The sequence below is a fragment of the Acinetobacter sp. YH12086 genome, from assembly GCF_013419345.1.
Classification (GTDB): domain Bacteria; phylum Pseudomonadota; class Gammaproteobacteria; order Pseudomonadales; family Moraxellaceae; genus Acinetobacter; species Acinetobacter amyesii.
Genome location: NZ_VPAF01000003.1, coordinates 67838 through 86237 on the forward strand (window position 1 = coordinate 67838; position 18400 = coordinate 86237).

Annotated in this window: 17 protein-coding genes; 8 read left to right on the forward strand and 9 right to left on the reverse strand. The window is 39.7% G+C overall.

The features are described from left to right. The first annotated feature begins 79 nt into the window (after positions 1-79). The gene (locus FTU29_RS05060) at positions 80-2539 is read left to right on the forward strand and encodes a DNA internalization-related competence protein ComEC/Rec2 (protein ID WP_180120706.1); all 2460 of its coding nucleotides are present in this window, start codon (positions 80-82) and stop codon (positions 2537-2539) included. A 32-nt stretch (positions 2540-2571) separates the two neighbouring features. On the opposite strand, the gene FTU29_RS05065 is transcribed toward FTU29_RS05060, so the two are convergent. Then, a complete protein-coding gene (locus FTU29_RS05065) occupies positions 2572-3543 on the reverse strand; it encodes a lysophospholipid acyltransferase family protein (RefSeq protein WP_180120708.1) in 972 nt (323 codons plus the stop codon). Positions 3544-3670: 127 nt separating this feature from the next. On the opposite strand from FTU29_RS05065, the gene sppA reads away from it, so the two are divergent. Beyond that, entirely contained in the window at positions 3671-4696 is a 1026-nt protein-coding gene (gene sppA, locus FTU29_RS05070; RefSeq protein ID WP_180063185.1) for a signal peptide peptidase SppA, read from the forward strand. Beyond that, complete coding sequence (locus FTU29_RS05075; RefSeq protein WP_180059246.1) at positions 4693-5502, forward strand: alpha/beta fold hydrolase; 810 nt, start codon at positions 4693-4695, stop codon at positions 5500-5502. Before sppA ends, FTU29_RS05075 begins: the two co-directional genes overlap by 4 nt. An 84-nt stretch (positions 5503-5586) precedes the next feature. Here the strand turns inward: FTU29_RS05075 and FTU29_RS05080 are convergent, their stop codons facing one another. From FTU29_RS05080 to purM, 3 genes are all read right to left on the reverse strand, one after another. Then, positions 5587-6024, reverse strand: coding sequence for an META domain-containing protein (locus tag FTU29_RS05080; RefSeq protein ID WP_078192049.1), 438 nt, complete (start codon positions 6022-6024; stop codon positions 5587-5589). Between the two features lie 316 nt (positions 6025-6340). After that, positions 6341-6970, reverse strand: coding sequence for a phosphoribosylglycinamide formyltransferase (gene purN, locus FTU29_RS05085; RefSeq protein WP_111883942.1), 630 nt, complete (start codon positions 6968-6970; stop codon positions 6341-6343). A gap of 9 nt (positions 6971-6979) precedes the next feature. Further along, a complete protein-coding gene (purM, locus tag FTU29_RS05090; protein WP_078190382.1) occupies positions 6980-8050 on the reverse strand; it encodes a phosphoribosylformylglycinamidine cyclo-ligase in 1071 nt (356 codons plus the stop codon). 134 nt (positions 8051-8184) lie between these two features. On the opposite strand from purM, the gene cxpE reads away from it, so the two are divergent. The 4 genes from cxpE to FTU29_RS05110 all read left to right on the forward strand — a co-directional run bounded on the left by cxpE (position 8185) and on the right by FTU29_RS05110 (position 14494). After that, a complete protein-coding gene (cxpE, locus tag FTU29_RS05095; RefSeq protein WP_180021921.1) occupies positions 8185-9402 on the forward strand; it encodes a chloramphenicol efflux transporter CxpE in 1218 nt (405 codons plus the stop codon). Positions 9403-9420: 18 nt separating this feature from the next. Beyond that, positions 9421-10125, forward strand: coding sequence for a DnaA regulatory inactivator Hda (hda, locus tag FTU29_RS05100; RefSeq protein WP_078190380.1), 705 nt, complete (start codon positions 9421-9423; stop codon positions 10123-10125). A 118-nt stretch (positions 10126-10243) separates the two neighbouring features. Continuing rightward, entirely contained in the window at positions 10244-12055 is a 1812-nt protein-coding gene (gene rbtA, locus FTU29_RS05105) for a rhombotarget A (RefSeq protein ID WP_180120710.1), read from the forward strand. A gap of 24 nt (positions 12056-12079) precedes the next feature. Further along, positions 12080-14494: a CSLREA domain-containing protein gene (locus FTU29_RS05110; protein ID WP_180120864.1), complete on the forward strand. Its 2415-nt coding sequence runs from the start codon at positions 12080-12082 to the stop codon at positions 14492-14494. Between the two features lie 87 nt (positions 14495-14581). On the opposite strand, the gene FTU29_RS05115 is transcribed toward FTU29_RS05110, so the two are convergent. From FTU29_RS05115 to FTU29_RS05135, 5 genes are all read right to left on the reverse strand, one after another. Further along, on the reverse strand, positions 14582-14986 hold the full coding sequence (locus tag FTU29_RS05115) for a DUF3106 domain-containing protein (protein WP_078190378.1): 405 nt from the start codon (positions 14984-14986) through the stop codon (positions 14582-14584). Continuing rightward, positions 14976-15296: a hypothetical protein gene (locus tag FTU29_RS05120; protein WP_180120712.1), complete on the reverse strand. Its 321-nt coding sequence runs from the start codon at positions 15294-15296 to the stop codon at positions 14976-14978. Before FTU29_RS05120 ends, FTU29_RS05115 begins: the two co-directional genes overlap by 11 nt. Further along, the gene (locus tag FTU29_RS05125) at positions 15293-15907 is read right to left on the reverse strand and encodes an RNA polymerase sigma factor (protein WP_111883945.1); all 615 of its coding nucleotides are present in this window, start codon (positions 15905-15907) and stop codon (positions 15293-15295) included. The genes FTU29_RS05120 and FTU29_RS05125 overlap by 4 nt, the downstream gene beginning before the upstream one ends. Positions 15908-16067: 160 nt before the next feature. Beyond that, the gene (locus tag FTU29_RS05130) at positions 16068-16844 is read right to left on the reverse strand and encodes an RNA methyltransferase (protein WP_078192042.1); all 777 of its coding nucleotides are present in this window, start codon (positions 16842-16844) and stop codon (positions 16068-16070) included. Between the two features lie 52 nt (positions 16845-16896). After that, positions 16897-17871, reverse strand: coding sequence for a class 1 fructose-bisphosphatase (locus FTU29_RS05135; protein ID WP_180120714.1), 975 nt, complete (start codon positions 17869-17871; stop codon positions 16897-16899). A gap of 184 nt (positions 17872-18055) precedes the next feature. On the opposite strand from FTU29_RS05135, the gene FTU29_RS05140 reads away from it, so the two are divergent. Next, positions 18056-18253: an NF038105 family protein gene (locus FTU29_RS05140; RefSeq protein ID WP_078190373.1), complete on the forward strand. Its 198-nt coding sequence runs from the start codon at positions 18056-18058 to the stop codon at positions 18251-18253. Positions 18254-18400 lie beyond the last annotated feature (147 nt).

The following is an 18400-nucleotide window of genomic DNA, read 5'->3' on the forward strand; positions in this document are numbered from 1 at the left end:
GTGGATTAAGATTGTTTGATTGAAGCTCACCGCGGTGGGCTTTATTATTGCCAGCACATAATAAAAATAATGACGACTCATGTTACAAAGTTTTTGTATTGGCTGGATTTTAGGTATTTCTTTTATGGGGTTCATGTTTTGGAATCCACAACTCTCGACAGCTCAGTTGCTTTTTATTGTCCTGATTTGGCTAGTGCTACAGCTCTACATTTCACCAAAACTAAAAAGTATCTTTTCGAAAATCTTACAGCTCAGTGCAAATCTTTGCATAGGTGCAATTCTCGGCTTTAGTTTCGCCAATACTCAACTCGATCAGCGTTTGGCATTGGTTGAACATCAGAGCAGACAAGGCGAGTTTATTGCGTATATTCCACAGATCAGCCAACTCAAAGACCAAGTAATTCAGCAAAAAATTGAAGTGCTCAATCTGAATCAGCAGATTCAACATTTTATGGCGTATTTACCCAATTCAATTTTGCAAAATAATGAACAGACGATTCAGTTGGTCCCTGGACAATACTATCGTATGTATGGTGAGTTACGACCTACCCAAAGCTATGTGACCGAAGGTGCATTTGACCAAGAAAGGTGGAGTATACAGCAAAATATACATGCCAGTTTAAAGGTGAAGTCGGTCGAACTGATACCACCTCAACATATGACTGCGATGGGCTATGGACAGCAGTATCAACGACATCAAGCTGTGCTACACCAGTTAAAAATTAAGGTCGAACAACAACGTTTATATTTAAGAGCGTTTATATACCAACAACCGCTACGGAATCATGGCTTGCTGTTAGCACTGCTTACAGGTGATAAAAGTTTACTCACTGAAGGCACCAGTGAATTATTTCAACGCTTTGGAATGAGTCATTTATTGGCAATATCTGGTCCACATGTACTTGTTTTTGCCAGTATGCTTTGTTGGGCGATGCAGTTAGGTATTCGCAAATATTGTCCCAAAATCTATCTCAAATGGCCCAAACAATATGTATTGGTCCTGCCCTTTATCTTTTGTGTCCTTCTATATTGTGCATTTACTGGTTTTGAAATACCGGCACTGAGAACGCTGACGATCTGCCTAGTCGCCAGTAGCATGCTTTTGTTACGGCAAACCATTCAGCCTTTTCAACTGCTGGTTTTTAGTGCCGCAATTTTATTGCTTGTGGATCCCTTTAGTATTTTATCCGCGGCATTTTGGTTGTCTTATGGCGCATGCTTTATTTTACTGCGGATTTATCAAACCTTAAGGAAGCATTTACTGGCTCAAGCGGAAGCCAGTTTTTGGCAAAAGTTAAAGCATTCAATGTGGTTGATGGTGGAATCACAATGGAAAATCTTTGTCGCCTTATTTCCATTGATGGTGATTTTTTTCAAGCAAGTGACTTGGATTAGCCCATTAAGTAATTTATTCGCCATCCCGTGGTTAGGGGCTGTGGTGGTTCCTTTAGATATCATCGGAGGGGCACTTTCTTATATTTCTACACCTTTGGCGCATTTGGTCTTTTTACTCAATGATCTGTGTTTAGAAGTGTTGCATGTATTTCTCTATGGCTTAGATCGACTCTTTGCACCACAAATGCAAGATGTCGCATTGACGTCAACTCAGATCGTACTGTTGATACTCGCCATAGTAATCTTATTTTTACCTGAAGGAATCTTGCCAAAATATTGGGCGGTCATTGCCTTTTTTACTCTGTTTATCCCATGGAAAAATTCAGCAAATTTTCAGCTTTCAATTTTAGATGTGGGGCAAGGGCAGGCGATCTATATCCGTTCTGTAGATCATCATATGATGGTGGACTTCGGTGGAAACTATGATGAAAGTCAATTTAGTGTCGGGCAGAATATCATCCGGCCATTTTTGAGTGTGAATGGAGTTCATCGACTAGATCGGGTGTTATTGACTCATTTAGATCAAGACCATAGCGGTGGCTTTTTCTCATTGGAGCAACAGCTTGATATTGGGCAGCTTTCAAGTAATGAGCGGGTTCAAACCACGAATCATGCACCACAGCGTTTATGTCAACGTGGTCAGCAGTGGAATTGGGATCAGCAAGTCTATTTTGAAATACTCTCGCCAAAGCCTGAAGATCTGACAGATGCCAAATGGAATGCCAATGAACGCTCTTGTGTACTGTATGTGACGGTCAAAGGCGTCAATGGGCCACGACATTTTCTATTGATGGGGGATGCGGGTTGGGAGACGGAATATCAAATATTAAGTGATTATCCAGACCTAAAAGTCGATGTCTTGGTGCTTGGACACCATGGTAGTCGGCACAGTTCATCCTATGCGTTTTTAAACCATTTTAAGCCCAAGTTGGCGATTGCTTCTGCGGGGCGATTTAATCGTTATGGACATCCTGCAAAGATGACCCAAACACGTCTCAAACAATTAGACATTCCACTTTTGCAAACTGCACAAAGTGGAAGTATCCATTTCAAGCAAAATAAACAGCAAATTGAACTAATTGAAGAGCGGACAAAGTATAAATGGCTCGATCTATATCGCAGGCTATCTAAAGAATCCGAATAGAAAAACTACTTCAAGTATATTGTTTGAAAATGTCATTCTGCCACATTTTTAATTTTTTGCTGTCTTTGATATTCCTCACGAATATCACGAATGCGTTGAGCGGCTTCTTCATCGCTAATATTGTATAGATTTCTCAATTTTGGATTGGCTTTAAAGCGTTTATAGCTCCAGTGATAATGTTCTGGATAACGATGAATTAAATCTTCCACTGCTTTAAAAATAATCATTGAGCCATCATCTGCATTGCCTTGATAAATATTGTCATCGATAGGTTCGATATGCATATCAAAACCATGATTATCATTACGAATGGCGTACAGTAAGAGCGCACGTGCTTTGGTTTTTTGAATTAGTTTTGCACTTAAGTTGCTGGTTTTTAGTGGAATACCAAAGTATGGAATCATTTCGCCGCCGGCATTGGGGGTATGATCTGGCAAGATCACAGTCGTCCCACCTTGTTTTAGTGCTTTGAAAATCTGACGTACACCTGATTCATCCGTAGGAACCAATATTGCTTGCTCACGGCTTCGAGCAGCACGGACAAAATTGTTGGCAGATTCGCTTTTTACCGGCTTGTACATGATGGTCATTTGAGTGTACTGCGCAACCCATGCATTCATGATTTCCCAAGTACCAAAATGTGGTACTACGAGTACAACGCCTTTTTGTAGGGCGAGCGCTTCATGTAAATATTCAGCGCCATGTACGTGATGAATTCGTTGAATATTTTTTTCTGTACTTGCACCCCAAATGTTAAAAAATTCAAAATAAGAACAAAGTTCGTTTCGAATCGCTTGTTTAGTGAGTTGAATGCGAGCTGACTCTGATAATTCAGGCAATGCAATTTTTAGATTGCGTTGAATCGTAGAGTAGGTTTTAGAGATTTTTAAAACATTGACTAACCCAGCCAAACCTTTTGCAATTAATCTTGAAATTTGAATAGGTTGACGGCTGATAAATTTTAACAGGTGATATGTGGTGTCCTGTGAATTTTGGTCGGTCATCTTATTTAAGTCTGAAAGAAATGAAAGAAAATTTAAAATAATTATAGGGGAAAATGAATTGATTAGACAGTTATAGCGATTAGCGTGTATATAATGACTACAAATTAACGATCAAATGGGTTTTTTTATGTCCGAATGGCCACCAAAACCTGAAGAAAAACAGCAAAGTTCTTCAAACAATATTCAGCAGCCAACTGGAAATGAATGGAAAATATTAGAAAAAGCCGTGCTTTCTTCCGTTGAAGAACAACGTAGAGCACGTAGATGGGGTATATTTTTTAAATTTTTAACCTTTGCTTATTTGCTATTTATTATCATTGCGATGGCAAAAAGTTGCAGCATGTCGTCATCTGATCAAGCAGCGACAGCGGGTTCACATATTGCCGTGGTTGATATCATTGGGACCATTGCAGCGGACAAGCAAAGTGTAAACAGCGCAAATACCATCAAAGCTTTGAAAAAAGCCTATGAAAACAAACAAAGCAAAGCGATTGTTTTAAATATTAATTCACCAGGTGGTTCACCTGTTCAGTCTGATGAAATTTGGCAAGAAATTCAGTACTTGAAAAAAGCCCATACCGATAAAAAACTGTATGCCATTATTGGTGATACAGGCGCTTCAGGTGCGTACTATATTGCGTCTGCGGCAGATGAAATTATTGTCAATCCTTCAAGTTTAGTGGGTTCGATTGGCGTGATTATGCCAAATTATGGTGTTAGTGGTTTGATGCAAAAATTCGGTGTAGAAGATCGCACCATGACTTCGGGTGAGAACAAAGCCATTTTATCCATGACTCAACCTGTAGATGCAGCACAAAAAGCACATGTTCAAGGTGTACTCGATAATGTTCATGCGCATTTTATTAATGCAGTGAAGGAAGGTCGCGGTAAGAAATTAAAATCAAATGATCCAGCTATTTTCTCAGGTTTATTTTGGACGGGTGATCAGGCTGTGAAGCTAGGTATTGCTGACCGTACAGGTAGTTTAAATAGCCTGAAACGTGAATTGAAAACTGAAAAAGCAGTGAACTATACCATTGAAAATAGTCCGTTTGATTCTGTACTAGGTCGTATGGGAAGTTCATTTGGTCAAGGTTTGGCAAGCGCATTGTCACAACAGGTTCAATCTGAAAACAGCACGAAATTACAATGAAACCGTTAATTCATTTTGCGCACGCCAATGGCGTGCCATCACGGGTTTATCAAAAATTGTTTGATTTACTGAGTGATGAATATGATGTGATCTATGTACCTTTACTTGGGCCAGATAAGCGTTACCCAATCGATAACCATTGGAAGAGCTTAACACAGCAAGTCATTGACAGTATTGTACGTCAGGCCAATGGTCGTAAGGTGATTGGATTAGGTCACTCATTAGGTTCGGTTTTAACATTTCAGGCTGCTTTACAACGTCCAGAATTGTTTGAACAAGTGTTAATGATTGATCCGCCTATGATCATGGGTAAAGAGTCTTTTGCTTTGCACATCGCAAAACTCCTCAAACTTAAAGTCCTCGATAAAATGTCCCCAGCAGGATTGTCGAAGCGTCGTCGTGATCATTGGGACAGCCGTGAACAAGCAGCAGAGCTTTTAAGGCCGAAAGGTTTTTATAAAGATTTCGATCCAGACTGTTATCAAGCTTATATTGATCATGCCTTGATGGACGATAAACTGCGTGGTGGGGTGGAATTGACGATTTCACGTGATGATGAAGTTCATATTTTTCGAACCAATCCTTCACTGTGGTGGTTACCTCATGCTCAACCGCAAGTACCTGTACAGCAGTTAATTGCAGAGCAGGGACCATTTTTAGCTCGGCACTTTCCACAAATGGTAGAGAAAAAATTTGCGATTCCATTTAAAGTTGCTGCGGGGAGTCATATGTTCCCCTTAGAACATCCTGTAGAAACTGTGGAATTGATCAAAGATTTACTCAAATCGTCTAAGCGTCATCATTAAACCTTAAAAACCACAACACATAAAAAAAGCACTCTATAGAGTGCTTTTTTTATGAATGAAACATTCTACTTTCTACTTTGAGATTTATTTCGCATTTTCAAATTGTAAAACAACTTTGTTGTTGGCATCTAAAAATTTCAAATGATCTTTAGAGGCATCATAATGAGTAACTTGGCTCAATGCCTGCGAAAAATGTTGAGGAATATTTGTCGCAGTCAAACACGCTCTTTGTGTTGTAGCAAGGTTTGAAAATTGGATTTTTGTGTTTTGCACAGCGTAACCGCCCATGAATCGATTACAACCATCAGAACCACTTACACGAGTATCGTCGAAAGTGATGGTGGGTACGTTCGAATTGTTAGGGTCAGCTTCAAGCTTAACGCCTTGAATTTCACTCGCAACCCAATTTTTGTTTTGTAATTTATCTAAATTACGATCAGTAGCCGGATTTGATGTCGTAGCACAACCAATCATACCCAGTGTTATACATGCACAAGTCGCCAGTGTGATGGATTTTAACATGTGATTTTCTCCACTTTTGTTTGAAGGATGTAATATTTCTAGATTTATAAGGTTTACTAATTGCAATATAAGCTTATTATTTTAATGATGCTAAAAGCTTTAATTTAACTAAAAACTACATATTGATCATAAAGTTGAACATTCTGCAAAAATGGATTTTAGATTTTAGATTTTAGATTTTAGATTTTAGATTTTAGATTTTAGATTTTAGATTTTAGATTTTAGATTTTAGATTTTAGTAATAAATAGAGTTTTATTTGGCACTGAAAAACAAAACGCACCCTAAGATGCGTTGATTGTTAAATTATACAGTTGTTTAGAACTTACAGAATTGAACAGGTTGTTGCAAAGGCTCGCCACGATATAAAACACCGTTTTCAGTGTGTTGAATGGTGCCATTACAAATCCATTCTGCCACTTGAGGGTAAATCACATGCTCAAGCACGTGAACCCGATCTGCCAGACTTTCAGCATGATCATGCACATTGACTTTAAGCACGCCTTGAGCAAGCGCTTGACCAGCATCCAGTTCTGCAGTCACATAGTGAACTGTACAGCCATGGAAGACATCACCGGTGTTTAAAACACGTTGATGAGTATGCATACCTTTATAATTTGGCAGCAGAGAAGGGTGGATGTTAATCATTTTTCCTTCCCATGCTTTGACAAATTTTGCGCTTAAAATGCGCATAAAGCCTGCCAAAATGACCAAATCAACATCCCAGTCGAGCAGTTGTTGATGCATCACATCATCAAAAGCTTCACGACTTGGATATTGCTTATGTTCAATGACTGCAGTTGCAATCTTTGCTTTTCTTGCACGTTGCAGTGCAAAAGCGTCAGGTCTATTGGAAATCACCCCAACGATTTGGCCTGATAGATTGGCATCGATCAGGGCTTGCAGGTTAGATCCGCTGCCTGAAACAAGTACAGCAATTTTAATCATGAACGTTGCTTATGCGAAAACTACACGGATTTTTTCGTCAGCGCCTTCAACAGATTCAGCATTATCTGCAATGTGACCCATTGTGAATGCTTTTTCGCCAAGGCTATTGAGTAATTCAACAGTTTTGTCAGCATCGGCTGCATCAACCACGAGAACCATACCTACGCCACAGTTAAATGTGCGGTACATTTCAAATTGTTCAACACCACCTTCTTTTTGAAGTAGTTTGAATAATTCTGGCCATTCCCAAGATGCTTCATTGACTACCGCTTGAGCACCATTTGGCAGTACGCGAGGTAAGTTACCCGGTAAACCGCCGCCTGTGATGTGCGCCATAGCGTGTACATCCACTTCTTTCAATAACTGAAGAATTGGTTTTACATAAATACGTGTTGGTTCCATTGCTGTATCTGCAAGTGGACGACCATCAACGATTTGAGTAAGGTCGACGTTTTTCACATCTAAAATTTTACGAAGAAGTGAGTAACCGTTTGAGTGTGCGCCAGAAGATGCAACACCAACTAAAACGTCACCCGCTTTAACTTTAGAGCCATCAATAATTTTACTTTGCTCAACTACACCTACGCAGAAACCTGCAAGGTCATAGTCTTCGCCTTCATACATACCTGGCATTTCAGCAGTTTCACCGCCAACCAATGCACAGCCTGCAAGTTCACAACCCGCACCGATACCAGTCACAACATTTGCTGCAACGTCAACGTTGAGGTGGCCAGTTGCATAGTAGTCAAGGAAGAACAGTGGTTCAGCACCACATACAAGAAGATCGTTTACGCACATTGCAACCAAGTCTTGACCAATTGTGTCATGACGGTTCAAATTCAATGCTAAACGTAATTTTGTACCAACACCATCTGTGCCAGATACGAGAACAGGTTCTTCATAACCTTTAGGAATTTTACAAAGAGCGCCGAAGCCGCCTAGACCGCCCATTACTTCAGGACGTGCAGTACGTTTCGCGACAGATTTGATACGATCGACTAACGCGTCGCCCGCTTCAATGTCGACACCTGCATCTTTGTAGCTTAAACCAGTGTTTGGGGTAGAAGTTGAGTTGCTCATAATGAAGTCTCCGCATTCGCGCGGGGATTATAACCTGAATATGGAAAACTCTTATGCTATTTCGCACTAAAATGTTATCTTTATTAAAATATTTTCCTTTCTATAACGATTACATTGAAAAAAGGTGACTTTATATGGGTGATCGCACCTTGCGCCGAATATTTATTCTTGCTGGGATAGCATTGATCATATGGGTTTTATACTTATTAAAGCCTGTAGTTGTTCCTTTTATCGGCGCATTTCTAATTGCATATTTATTTAGCCCTTTAGTCGATAAATTACATAATATTGGCTTGCCGCGCTGGTTATCTATCAGTTTGGTCTTTATTGGAATTGGTGTCGCTATATTCCTTTCAATGTGGTTCCTCGTACCACTGGTATGGGAACAGTTGATGTATGCGAAAAACAATATTCCAAGCAATATTCATTGGGTCAACTATACATTCCTGCCGTGGTTATCAGAGACATTTAATCTTGTACCGATGGAAATTGATACAGAGCAAATGTCAGCAGCGATCATGGAGTATATTCAAACCAACTATAGTGCAGACAGTATCCAAGCCATGTTGTTAAAAGTGGCACAATCGGGTCTGAATTTCATACAGATTGGTGGCACGATTGTCTTAATTCCAATCATAGCTTTCTATTTCTTATTAGATTGGGAGCGTATGTTAGAAAACATGCGTCGACTTATTCCACGTAAATATGAAAAAAGCACGCTCACAATCGTGGGCGAATGTCATGAAGTTTTAGGTGCATTTGTAAAAGGCCAATTCTTGGTAATGTTCTTATTGGGCGTTGTTTATGCGGTTGGACTCCAATTAGTCGGTATTGAGGTTGGCATCATCATTGGGATGATTGCGGGTCTAGCCAGTATTATTCCGTATTTGGGTTTTGCGGTTGGTATTATTTCGGCAATTGTGGCTTGCCTGTTCCAATTCGGTTTGGATTGGGTGCATTTGGCCTTAGTATTGGTGGTATTCATGGTAGGGCAGGCAATAGAAGGTTATATTTTACAGCCTTTCTTATTAGGCGACAAAATTGGTTTGTCTCCTGTGGCAGTGGTATTTGCAGTCCTTGCAGGCGCGCAATTGGCAGGACTCCTCGGAATGCTCATTGCACTACCCGTTGCAGCGATTATTGTGGTCTTATTACGTCATGCACGCGAAAATTACGAGAAAAGTAATTTATACCGAAATGATGTACTGGTTGTAAATGATGCTGCAAGTGGCACTTTAAACGTAGAAACCAATCAAGTTGCTGTTGATATTGAGCTCAAAAATCAGTCTGCAAATTCGCTGCAAGATCCTGAAATTTCGAGTAACATTGAAAGATCAGAACATAAAGATTGATAAGGCTAAAATATAGATATGCGTCAATTGCAGTTAGATATAGAACCTCAACTCGATGCCCGAATTAGTGATTTTTCTGGGCCGAGTTGGGGGCATGTAATCGATGGTGTTCGTCAGTTACATGCTGGTTTAATGAATCGTTTCTATATCTATGGTGGAGCTGGCACAGGAAAAAGCCATTTACTGTCTGCAATATGTGACTCCTATTTAGAAATTGGCAAATCAGCAATTCAAGTTTCATTGCTTGAATTGCTAGATGCTCCCACTGAAGCGATTACTTCGCTCGATCGCTATGACTTGGTGGCTTTAGACGATATTGAAGCGATTAGCGGAGTTCCACATTGGCAAAAAGCTGTTTTTCACCTGATTAATTATAATAACGAAGAAGGTGGTCAATTGGTCTTTTCATCTCGGCTGGCGCCTATTGAACTCAAACTTGAACTGCCAGATTTACAGTCTAGATTAACTCAGGCTGTCAGTGTAAAAGTGCCAAATGGTAGTTTATACGCAGACCGACAAGCACTCGTAAACTCTGTTTTGGCACGACGTGGCATCCATATGGATCAACAAATTGTGGATTATTTGTTGGCACATGGGCCGCATCAGGCGTCTATTTTACTTCGCTCTTTAGAACAACTGATTCAGATGTTAAAAGGTGAAAAAGTTAAATTGAGTCATGCAAATTTAAGACAGATTTTTGCCCTAATTGATGAATATCGGTAAGCAATAAAAATTCTTGAGTAATTACTCAAGCTGTGACAAAGTACATAAAAATATTTTAATGTTGCAAGGATTGTGCAACTTAAGAATAAAAAGATAAAAAATATTTAAGGAGATGGATATGCTCAAACAGAGCATAGGCATTGGCATGCTTCTCATGGCAGGTCATGCATTTAGCGCAGAAATTACCGTTACAACCACTGAAGATGTTGTAAAGGATGACAAGGAATGTTCACTTCGTGAAGCCATAGAATATATCAATAATGGTATGCCAGAAGCCGGATATAATGGTTGCGGGGGTAAAGACGCCTATGCCTCAATTTCTCTGAAAAAAAATGAAGTTTATAAACTCACTAAAAAAATTGATATTAAAGCAGAACTGAATCTGAAAACGGCGTATGACAGTAACGTCAATGAAGATGTTGTACTCGGTCTCAATAATGCCGTCATTGAAATGACCGGTAAGGATCAAATTTTTAATATTAATGATGGCGAAAAAGAACTACTTGCGATCAATTTTAAAGAAATTTCATTTAAAGGATGTAAGCAAGATCAGTGCGCTGATAAAGGCGGCATCCTTTTTAATAATGAAAAACTCACACTTGAAAATGTAAAGTTTGAAGATGGCTATGCACGACTTGGTGGTGCAATCTACAATGTTGGATTTTCAGAACATGGTGCAGCTGTAGCAAGCCGTCTATATATACGAACCACGATTTTTCAAAACAACAAAGCGGTAGATGGTGGTGCAATTTACTCAGAAGCACCGGCTTATGAAATCTATACATCTTTGTTCAAAAATAATGAAAGCACTTCTGGTCGAGCGATTGTTTACAATCAAAATGGGCTCGCAGACATCAGCAAGTTGGTGTTCAGTAACCCTCAAAATATCATTGCCAATAGTACCTTTTTCAAAAACAAAGGTTTTGCTGTCAACTTACGTGATGGTTTAGCACTCAATAATATTACAGTACTGAAGAACAGTGGCGGTATCGAACTAAATAGTACCTCTGAGCATGCTTATTTAGCCAATAGTGTGGTGATTGGTAATGCGCTCAGTGGTACCGCTCAAGATTGTAAAGTCGTGAACTCAGGAACAGACCAATCTGTTTTTTATAACAACTTAGTGGCTGCGAGTTGTCCTGTTGGACCTGCTGCAAATTTAAATGATGTATGGTCTGGGACAAGTTTAATCGCGGGTGAAGATGAAGGTAGCTGTAAAACCTTAACAGAAGATCGTAATGCACTTTTCTGTCCATTTACCACAGCAAATAACGCATTTATTGGTTATTTACGTCCTCGTATTTTATTAAATTACGAAACGATTTTCTCAAGCCCGATATTAAATAAGGGGAAGACCACAGCAAATGGCAATGAGCATCATGTGTATTGTGAGTCTTCTGATCAGCGTGGAAAAAATCGTAATTTGGATGATGTTTGGTGTGATCGTGGGGCTATAGAAATTGTGGTTCCTGTGAGCATGCCTCGCTTAGGTAAAGACATACGTACAGGTGAAGTGGCGAAGTTTAATATCTTAGACGCTTTAGGTGACAGTGATTTAATTCCAAAAGAAGAATGTACAAAAGTGATGGGTATGGCAAATCCAACAGGTGAGCCATGGCAAGATGGTTGCCCAATAATTGTACAAAGCACCGAATCTAAAGGTAAATTTACACTGAATTTGAATGGTGATTTTGAATACACGCCAAATGGAAATTGGCATGGCGCAGATATTTTTGAATTGCGTGTGGTGACGTCTTCAACCCGTTTTAATACTTCGGCAAAAAATTATTTAGCTGCAGAAGTGCGTATTTTCCAAGAACCAAACAATGAAATGGAAAGTAAAACCGTTAAAACTTCGGGTGGTGCTCTAGGCTGGGCGAGTATTTTTGCGCTGCTTGGCTTAGTTGGATTTCGTCGCTTTAAAAAATAGTCTGGATAGAATTAAGGACAGCACATGAAAAATTATAAAAAAGGATTGCTGGCGGTCATGGTCCTTGCGGCTATGTCATCTATGGCAGCGACAAGTAACATCATCAAAGTTACGACCTTTGAGGATGAAAATGGTGAAAATCTCAATCAATGTTCTTTACGTGAAGCGATTGAAACTGCACGTAAAAACAAATCTTTTGGTGGATGTAATGTCGGTAACCCAAATAATGGGCAGACCGATTATATTCAACTTGAAGCAGGTGAATATCTTCTGACCAAAGGTGAGTTAGTTCCGCTCAATCAGATCGTGATTGAGGGGAAAAGTCGCTTTAACTATGATTCAAAAAATTTACTGACGCAGAAATTTCCTGCCTATGAGGATATTAGAACGACGATTAATGCCCAAGGCAAATCGCGTATTTTTAATACTTCACGCTCAGAAGCCAACTTTATCGTCAATAATGTACGTCTTACTGGCGGGATGGCAGAAGACCGTGGTGGTGCCTTGTATTTAGGGGGAGCATTTACCTTAAATAATGGTGCAATAGAAAACTCTCAGGCCAAAGTTGCTGGCGGTGCTATCTACTCCGTTGCGCATAATATGTCGAAAAAAACATTATTGGTGAGCAGTTTAGTTCAGGGTAACGTCGCACCTAAAGGTAGTGTTGTCGCTATGGATTGTATTGGGAACTTGGGGGATACCCAGCCTGAAATTGTGTTCCAGCAAAGCAGTATTATTCAAAATGGTTCATCGACGAGCAATAGTGTGATGGACTTCTGTGGAAATGCCAAGGTTGAACTGACAGCAAATACGATTGCAAAAAACCAAGCAAATCCAAGTACGGGTAGTATTATCCGTGCCATTTCTCAGGGAACGGAACGTTTAAGTGCTTTTTCTAGCTTCGTTTTAACCAGTAATACAATAGTCGAGAACAATGCGGCTAGTACCTATTATTATGATAACAATGGTACAAAGGCTTGGTATTTCAATGTATTGGCCTACAATACTGGTGGAAAATCTTGTCGTTATCTGAATAATGCAGTACCTGATAATGGTCAAAAATTTGTGGCAAGTAATAATGCATTTGAACTGGCAGCCGCACAGTGTGATTTACCCGAAAGTGTGCTGAATAGTACGGAAAGCTTTCTGCAAAACCATGATGTAAGTAGCTATGCTATGGGGACTTTATTAAGCGCGCTACAAACAAAATCTGCTTATAACTTGTATTTACCTTTGTATTACCCGAAAGCTATCGGTAGTGGTTTTGACTTGATCAATCTGGGCTTAGACGGCTGTAGTGATGCGGATCAACGGGGTATATTGCGGATCACCGATGGTACCTTACAGTTATCACCTACGCAAAGAAACACATGTGATATTGGTTCGGTTGAGTTAATGAATTTAACCGCAGCAGATATGGCAGATATTACCAATGAGTCTTTAACAGCTCTGCAAGATAAGTATCAAAATACAATTGATGCTTTGAAAAAGGATATCGATGATCCAGATTATGCAGAATATAAAGTTGCCAATCAGGATGATTTAACAAAGTACGAAGCGGTATTAAGTGCATTAAAAAATAACCTTAAATATCGTGCGGTTTATTTTGATCCGTTCCCGGCATCATTACCTCAAGAGGAGTCTGTGAATGGTAGTGCTGAAACACGACAAATTGCCTTAAATGCTGACAACTATACCGTGACGACTTCACCAATCGGCATTGGTAGTGAAATTACGGTGTCTAGTACTGGCGAAGCAAGTATCGTAGGTAATCCACCACATGACCTGCACTGTGATTGGGATGCGGGAATAAAACAAATCGTTATATATCGCACTAGTGGAGCAACAACAGCACCTACCGAATACGGTTTTTGTAAATATACGCTAAAACAAAAGACAGGGAGTCAGGCGGAATCCTCTGGTGTAGTACGTGTGGCATTTAAAAATATGACCCCAGTGGCCAAAGCTGCTCAATATACAATTAGTCCGTCAAATAATTTGTCTGTTACCGTCAATAATTTATTAGAAAATGCTAATGATGATGGTGATGGTCCAGTTACATCTATGCCAGCAGGTAAATCGGTATGGCATAAAAATGAAGAAGGTCAAATTATCCCAATTCGTTTTACGAAAATCCCAGCAGGTTTAAACTTTGAAGCTGAGTATAGTGGCAGTTGCCCAGCAAGTTATTTAAAGGAAACTTGTTACGGTGGAAAAATTACCTTCTCAGTAAAAAATGGCTTTAGTCAGTTTGACTATCCTGTTGAATATAGCGTTATCGATAGTGACGGCATTGCCTCAAGTAATGCAATCCTGACCCTTAAGAATACAGCGAAAAATACCAACTCTTCCTCTAGCGGTGGTGGCTCAATGGGAGTATTTGGACTGTTGGCATTGATAGGTTTAGGTGTGTATCGTCAGCGTCGGTTGAGCAAGTAAGACAATAAAAAAAGCCTCGATAAGAGGCTTTTTTTTATGGCTTAACTAATGTAATTGATTTGATTTTCACAACACTGTTGTTTTTGATTAGTGTACGACAGCGATAGGTTGTAAATATTTATTGATATACTCATCGCGAATAGCAGGTCGTTCATCAGGACTGGCTTTTTGCATACGTGTCGCGAGTTCTTTACGTTCTAAAGTACTCATTTTTTGCCATGTTTCGCGCATACGCTGCTTTTCACTGTCCGGAAGTTGGGTGAACCAATCCATGCGCTGTTGCAAGCTGACACGTTGATCTGCAGGAATCTCTTTGAGTGCCTGATACTTTTTAATTAAAGCCTGTTGTTCTGCTTCAGATAGCGAATCCCAAGTTTCATTGACTTGAGTATCTGCATCTTTGGAAAAAATCCAAAAGCGATCAAATCCAGCAAAACTGGTTTGCAGAAAACTAAAAGCACAGAATGCAATTGCTAATTTTTTAGCTGCCATGTGGAACTTTGTCCTCACCCAGAACCATCAACATTTCAAGATCTTCCACCATTTGAGGGGAGAGCTTAGGGGTTGAAATCACCTGATTTTGTGGTTTGTCATACAGTACAGTCGCATTCGGTAAAATGACAAAACCAGCAATTGCTGCTGCAAGTGCAAAGCCAGACATTTTCCAGAAACCATAACGTGAAGTTTCGCGCTGATGAATATCTTCAAGCACGTTATTCATGACAGTTGCTTTGTCTTTATGGTGCTGTGCGAGTCCATCAAGTTTGGAAGTTACTTGCTTTAAGAAATCATCTTGTTTCATTCGGATGATCCTCCCATATGTGGATTCAAATGTGCCAAAGCGGTACGTAAACCTTGAATGGCACGGTGGTAATGTGTTTTCACACTGCCTTCGGAACAATTCATAATTTCTGCAGTTGTATGCGTATCAAAGCCTTCCCAAGCTCGCAACATAAATGCTTGTTGCTGGCGGACTGGAAGTTCTGCGATAGCATCTTGTATTTCCTCTGCAGTGACAGCCTGATCCAGAAAGTCGAAAGGGTTTGGTGTAGATTCATCTACAACATCCTGTATTTCGACATCGTCGTCATCTAGGCTGACTTTTCTAAATAGGGAAAACGGCTGCGAACGACGTGCTTCTTTTCGACGCCAGTCTTGCAGCTTGTTATTTAAAATGGTGTAAAACAGGGGATACCATTCCTCTGTGGATTTTTCAGCATAAGCTTTATGTAAGGAAATAAAGGCTTCTTGCACCAAGTCCATGGCAATGCCATGTTGACCGTGCGTTGCACTTTCCATCATTACTAAAGCACGCCCCGTCACTTCATTCATGAAGTTTTTCAGGCGAGACTCAGCCGTGCTTTTTAAAACACTGCTGTCTTGCGTCTCGGACTTTTTGGGTGCTAAATCCATAGAGATGGAAAATCCTGTCATCGGATACCCACCATTATTTCCATATTCATATACAAATAACGATGGAAATAACAGTTAGGTTGACAAAAAGAATTATTATTTTTTCTAGTGTAGTCTATTTTTTTCAGGCTTAAGCGCTAAATACAATAAAATAACGATTTTACTGACGCTGACGTACCATTTCAAAAAAACAGATCGAGCCTGCAATGGCTACGTTTAACGATTCTTGACCACCCGGTTGAGGAATCGCAACGGCTTCGGCATGTTGTAATGCATACTCAGAGACACCTTGACCCTCATTGCCTAAAATCCAAACACATTGTTTGCGCAAATTTTTGCTATATAGGTTTTCAGACTGATGTGAGCTTGTTGCATACACTGGAATTTTGAATTTAGTCAAAATATCTTCAAGAGCAATATTTTCAAAGGTATTTAATGAAAAATGTGCGCCCATACCTGCGCGTAATACACGCGGTGACCAGAGCGATGCAGAGCCTTTGGTACAAACAACTTGTTCAATACCTGCTGCTGCAGCAGAACGGAGTAGGGTGCCTACATTTCCTGGGTCTTGAATGTTGTCTAAAATTAAGGTGTCTTCACTGAAGTTAAGTGCTTCACTTGAACTTGGTAAATCCACAATCGCTAAGCAAGCAATCGATGTTCCAAGTGTACTGATATCTTTATATAAAGATTCACTTAGAATGAACACCGCACCTTGATATTGTTCCGCAATGCGGTCGAAATCAGCATGGTTAATTGCTTGTTCAGTGGTGAAAATCGATTTGATTGGACGTTTTGAGTCTAACCATGACAACACCAAGTGTGTGCCTTCCAAAACAGTTTGACCTTGTTTTTTACGGTAGGCATTTTGTTCGATTAAGCCACGGAGGTGTTTAATTTTAGGGTTGTCTTTTGATTCGAGATAAATCAGAGCCATGAGGGAGATATCCACGAAAGTCAGCAAAAATACTGACTTTCGTTATAAGAAATTAATTATGGTATGACGTAACTAGGTCAACTTCGTTTTTAGAACCAATAATCACAGGAACACGTTGATGAAGTTCTGTTGGTTGGATGTCTAGAATGCGGACACGGCCTGTTGTAGAAGCACCGCCAGCTTGTTCCATCAACATACTCATTGGGTTTGCTTCGTACATTAAACGTAGACGGCCTGCTTTTTTCGGATTTTTGAAGTCGTATGGATACATGAAGATACCGCTACGGCAAAGAATACGATGAATATCACCCACCATACATGCGACCCAACGCATATTGAAGTCTTTTTCACGCGGGCCAGTTTTACCTGCAAGAAGTTCGTCGATATAACGTTTTACAGGTTCTTCCCAGTGACGTTGGTTCGATGCATTAATTGCATATTCTTTAGTGTCTGCTGCAACCGCAATCGCATCTTTAGTTAATAAGAATTCTTTGCTTTCTGGATCAAAAGTAAAGAAGACTACGCCAGCACCGACAGTTAGAGCCATCATTGTTGATGGGCCATACAGTACATAACCTGCAGCCGCTTGGTTAACACCCGCTTGCATGAAATCTTCAGCTTGCGTTACCGCATTTTTTGCAGGAAGAATTGAGAAAATTGTGCCCACACACATATTGATATCGATGTTGCTTGAACCATCTAATGGGTCAAACAAGACAAGATAATCGCCATTTTCTTGAGCTGGAGTGAATTCATCTAATTCTTCAGAAGCCAAACCACCGACATGTGGATGAACTTTCAATGCATCGATGAGGTAATCATTTGAAATGACATCAAGTTTCTTTTGTTCTTCACCTTGAACGTTTTCGTGTTGCGCGCTACCCAATACACCAGCCAAAGCACCTTTTTGTAATAGAAGGTCAATGTCTTTGCATGTATTACCAATTGTTTCAATAACTTGTGCTAATGCAGGAGTAAGATTACCACTTTGTTGTTGTAGAAATTGGGAAAGGGTGAGATTTGACATAACCGGAAAACTCCAAATATTAATTTATCAAAAATGATAAAAATGTGATTGTGCAACATTTTAGATGAGAACGAAGGAAAAGAAAAATTAAACTAGACTATTTGTCGTGATTTTACCCTTGCAAGTCCTGAATAACATGCTATGTTGAATCTAATGTATAAATCGAAAGACAGGGAGCACAACAATGACCACACAAAAATTTGATGCGACTCCGACTGCAACTGAGGGATTGAATTTAGACGATATTTCTGCGGATACCGTAAAAGCTGCATGGAGCAGTTACGAAGCTAAAGCAGAGTATAAAAAGTTCAATAAACATGACCTCATTGAGTCGATGCAAACAGAAAAAGAAAATGCTGAACATCCAGAAGCAGAAGCGTAATGATTTGGATTGTTAAGCTAATTTTCTAGTTGGTAAAGCTAAGGATCTCGTTTTAAAAGTCGTTCATTTGCATTTTTAATTGGATATTTTCTTAAAGTTCTAAAGCCGCTAATCGAATTTATCCTGAGTTAAAGGGCTAAATTGAAT

What these genes read in the sequence shown, in the direction of transcription:
- FTU29_RS05135 (WP_180120714.1), bottom strand. Translation starts at nt 17,871, where the DNA reads ATGTCAAATCTCACCCTTTCCCAATTTCTACAACAACAAAGTGGTAAT.
- cxpE (WP_180021921.1), top strand. Translation starts at nt 8,185, where the DNA reads ATGGGTGATCGCACCTTGCGCCGAATATTTATTCTTGCTGGGATAGCA.
- FTU29_RS05110 (WP_180120864.1), top strand. Translation starts at nt 12,080, where the DNA reads ATGAAAAATTATAAAAAAGGATTGCTGGCGGTCATGGTCCTTGCGGCT.
- FTU29_RS05125 (WP_111883945.1), bottom strand. Translation starts at nt 15,907, where the DNA reads ATGGATTTAGCACCCAAAAAGTCCGAGACGCAAGACAGCAGTGTTTTA.
- FTU29_RS05130 (WP_078192042.1), bottom strand. Translation starts at nt 16,844, where the DNA reads ATGGCTCTGATTTATCTCGAATCAAAAGACAACCCTAAAATTAAACAC.
- FTU29_RS05065 (WP_180120708.1), bottom strand. Translation starts at nt 3,543, where the DNA reads ATGACCGACCAAAATTCACAGGACACCACATATCACCTGTTAAAATTT.
- FTU29_RS05080 (WP_078192049.1), bottom strand. Translation starts at nt 6,024, where the DNA reads ATGTTAAAATCCATCACACTGGCGACTTGTGCATGTATAACACTGGGT.
- FTU29_RS05075 (WP_180059246.1), top strand. Translation starts at nt 4,693, where the DNA reads ATGAAACCGTTAATTCATTTTGCGCACGCCAATGGCGTGCCATCACGG.
- FTU29_RS05115 (WP_078190378.1), bottom strand. Translation starts at nt 14,986, where the DNA reads ATGGCAGCTAAAAAATTAGCAATTGCATTCTGTGCTTTTAGTTTTCTG.
- sppA (WP_180063185.1), top strand. Translation starts at nt 3,671, where the DNA reads ATGTCCGAATGGCCACCAAAACCTGAAGAAAAACAGCAAAGTTCTTCA.
- hda (WP_078190380.1), top strand. Translation starts at nt 9,421, where the DNA reads ATGCGTCAATTGCAGTTAGATATAGAACCTCAACTCGATGCCCGAATT.
- purM (WP_078190382.1), bottom strand. Translation starts at nt 8,050, where the DNA reads ATGAGCAACTCAACTTCTACCCCAAACACTGGTTTAAGCTACAAAGAT.
- FTU29_RS05120 (WP_180120712.1), bottom strand. Translation starts at nt 15,296, where the DNA reads ATGAAACAAGATGATTTCTTAAAGCAAGTAACTTCCAAACTTGATGGA.
- FTU29_RS05140 (WP_078190373.1), top strand. Translation starts at nt 18,056, where the DNA reads ATGACCACACAAAAATTTGATGCGACTCCGACTGCAACTGAGGGATTG.
- FTU29_RS05060 (WP_180120706.1), top strand. Translation starts at nt 80, where the DNA reads ATGTTACAAAGTTTTTGTATTGGCTGGATTTTAGGTATTTCTTTTATG.
- rbtA (WP_180120710.1), top strand. Translation starts at nt 10,244, where the DNA reads ATGCTCAAACAGAGCATAGGCATTGGCATGCTTCTCATGGCAGGTCAT.
- purN (WP_111883942.1), bottom strand. Translation starts at nt 6,970, where the DNA reads ATGATTAAAATTGCTGTACTTGTTTCAGGCAGCGGATCTAACCTGCAA.